Source organism: Enterococcus sp. 3H8_DIV0648, assembly GCF_002140655.1.
In the GTDB taxonomy this organism is placed as follows: domain Bacteria; phylum Bacillota; class Bacilli; order Lactobacillales; family Enterococcaceae; genus Enterococcus_A; species Enterococcus_A hulanensis.
In genome coordinates this window covers 1,796,380-1,799,559 of sequence record NZ_NGLG01000001.1, presented here as the reverse complement: position 1 = coordinate 1,799,559, position 3,180 = coordinate 1,796,380, and the positions used below count along the sequence as shown (strand labels likewise).

3 protein-coding genes are annotated in these 3,180 nt (G+C 39.7%); all 3 read left to right on the top strand.

All coding sequences use genetic code 11. The annotated features are described in order from the left end of the window. Positions 1-345 (top strand): DUF1827 family protein (locus A5875_RS08365; RefSeq protein ID WP_088933167.1); only part of this gene is annotated, 345 nt, incomplete at its 5' end. A gap of 184 nt (positions 346-529) precedes the next feature. Beyond that, positions 530-2,002: a nicotinate phosphoribosyltransferase gene (locus A5875_RS08360; protein ID WP_088933166.1), complete on the top strand. Its 1,473-nt coding sequence runs from the start codon at positions 530-532 to the stop codon at positions 2,000-2,002. Positions 2,003-2,017: 15 nt separating this feature from the next. Next, positions 2,018-2,842, top strand: a complete 825-nt coding sequence (gene nadE / locus A5875_RS08355; RefSeq protein WP_088933165.1) for an ammonia-dependent NAD(+) synthetase — start codon at positions 2,018-2,020, stop codon at positions 2,840-2,842. Positions 2,843-3,180: the final 338 nt, after the last annotated feature.

Genomic DNA, 3,180 nt, shown 5'->3' with positions numbered 1-3,180 from the left:
ACCCCATTAAATAGCAATGTTAACTTAGAAACGCTATATCCTAATCTTACTAAATACTTTTTTGATAAACGACAGGCTGTGAAGCTGCTTAAGTTGTATGCTTATGATCGGACTAAAATCATCTATGCCGATCGTTTTGATACGATCGATCTGTTATTACTAAATCGCAAACGCAAAATCAGCCATCAAGAAGTGGACACGATTATTCATCGTCTATTAAAAGTAGATCGTGAAGCTGTGAATGTAAATGTCGGCTACAAAAAACAAATTATGGAAGCTGGCTTGCGGCCAAAAGAGGATTACAAGGATATTATCGCGATCGAATATAAAGTGCCAAAAGAATAAATTATTCAGAAAGACCTCGTGTCTTTCTTTTTTTGCTTATTTCATACGGACTGCCAAATGATACATGAGTTCGCGGAGGAAAATTTCATCGTTCAGTAAGGAGCAAAAGCTACTCCCACAGGACTCTTATGATATAATGAGTGAAATAGTTCAAATTACTAAAAAACAAATGAGGAGCATGACTATGAAAAAGTTGTACGAAGATGACAGTTTGACACTTCATACGGATCTTTATCAAATTAACATGATGAAAACTTATTGGGAGACTGGTCGGGCGGATCTTCATGCCGTATTTGAGTGTTATTTTCGTAATATGCCATTCGATAATGGCTATGTCATCTTTGCCGGATTAGAGCGGTTAGTTAATTATTTGGAAGACTTAACATTTAGTGAAAGTGATCTGGCTTATCTAGCTGAGGTGGAGAAATATCCAGCAGAGTTCATTGCTTATTTGCGAGACTTCAAATTTGTCTGTACAGTTCGTTCAGCAGAAGAAGGCGAGCTGGTTTTCAGTAATGAACCGATTATTCAAGTGGAAGGTCCTTTATTGCAATGTCAGCTAGTTGAAACAGCACTTTTAAATATTGTAAATTTCCAAACTCTGATCGCGACTAAAGCAGCTCGAATCAAATCAGTGATCGGCGATGATCCATTATTAGAATTTGGAACACGGCGGGCACAAGAATTGGATGCGGCACTTTGGGGAACACGGGCAGCCTACATTGGCGGAGCCGATGCCACAAGTAATGTACGGGCAGGTAAAATCTTTGGCATTCCAGACAGCGGGACGCATGCTCATTCATTAATTCAATCTTATGGTAACGATTATGACGGGTTTAAAGCTTATGCTGAAACACATCGTGACTGTGTCTTTTTAGTCGATACCTATGACACGATCAAATCAGGCGTACCAAGTGCGATTAGAGTCGCACGGGAAATGGGCGATAAAATCAATTTCCTAGGTGTTCGGATCGATAGCGGCGACATGGCTTATATTTCAAAACGAGTACGTCAGCAATTAGACGAGGCTGGCTTTCCAGATGCGAAGATCTATGCATCAAATGATTTAGACGAAAGTACGATTTTAAACTTGAAGATGCAGCATGCCAAGATCGATGTTTGGGGTGTTGGTACGAAGTTAATTACAGCATATGACCAACCTGCTCTTGGTGCTGTCTTCAAACTAGTTTCGATCGAAAATGAACACGGCGAGATGATGGATACGATCAAGCTTTCTAGTAATGCTGAAAAAGTTACGACACCAGGGAAAAAACAAGTTTGGCGGATTACTCGCAAGTCTGACGGCAAGTCCGAAGGGGATTATGTGACGCTGTGGGATGAAGATCTGCGAGAAGAAAAAGAAATCTATATGTTCCATCCAGTCTATCCTTATATCAATAAGACTGTGAAGAATTTTGAAGCACGGGCAGTTCTTAAAGATATTTTTGTAGATGGAGAACGTATTTATGAGCTGCCAGATTTAGAAACAGTCAAACAGACTGCTAAAGACAGTCTTGATTCATTATGGGAAGAATATAAACGTGACCTGAATCCACAAAAATACCCAGTTGACCTTTCTACCGAATGTTGGAACCATAAAAACAAAATTATGGACCAAGTACGTCAATCTGTGGTAAAAACGGGACATGAAGATTAAAGGAGTGGATTTGTCATGACGCTGCAAGCAGAAATAATCAAAGAATTAGGGACGAAGGCAACAATTGATCCGCAAGAGGAAATTCGAAAGAGTGTTGAATTCTTAAAAGCTTATCTTAAGAAACATCCTTTTTTAAAGACATTTGTCTTAGGGATCAGCGGCGGGCAAGATTCTTCATTGGCAGGTCGACTGGCTCAGCTTACAATGGAAGAAATGCGTCAGGAAACTGGCGATGAAAGCTATAAGTTTATCGCTGTACGTTTGCCTTATGGGGCACAGGCTGATGAAGCGGATGCTAAAAAAGCATTGGCGTTTATTCAACCCGATGTTAGTTTAAGTGTAAACATCAAAGGAGCTGTTGATGCGGAGGTTGCTGCTTTAGAAGAAGCAGGTGTGACTATCAGCGACTTTAATAAAGGAAATATCAAAGCACGTCAACGGATGATCACTCAGTATGGGATCGCAGGCGACAATCAAGGGGCTGTTATCGGAACAGATCATGCAGCAGAAAACATCACTGGTTTCTTCACGAAATTTGGTGACGGCGGTGCAGACATTTTACCTTTGTTCCGTCTGAACAAGCGACAAGGGAAAATGTTGTTGAAAGAATTAGGTGCCGACGAAGCGCTATATTTGAAAGTACCGACTGCTGATTTGGAAGATGGCAAGCCATTGATCGCTGATGAAGTAGCGCTAGGCGTTACTTATGATGACATCGATGATTATTTAGAAGGTAAGCAGATTGACTCAAACGCACAAGCAACGCTCGAAAATTGGTGGAATAAGACACAGCATAAACGTCATTTGCCGATTACGATTTTTGACGACTTTTGGAAATAGATCGAAAATGAGACCTAGTGGAGATTTTTCTTCACTAGGCTTTTTTTCATTAAAATTAGTTGCAGAAATTTTGGTGTTCTTTACATTCCATAGTTTTCTCGCTAAAATGTTTAGGATGTCAGTCCAGCTTTTTCTAGCTAATAAGGCGTTTTAGCTGACTGAGATATGTGAGAAACATCAAACTTATTTTTCGCATTTGAAAAATGAGTTCATGAATGGGAGAGATATATGCAAAGACTTCGAAAATTTCCTTGGCGCCAATTTTTAAAAATTATCGGCGTGGTAGGTTTAATTATTGTTTCAAATCTTTTTTTCCAATTAACGCAAAATGAGTTTTC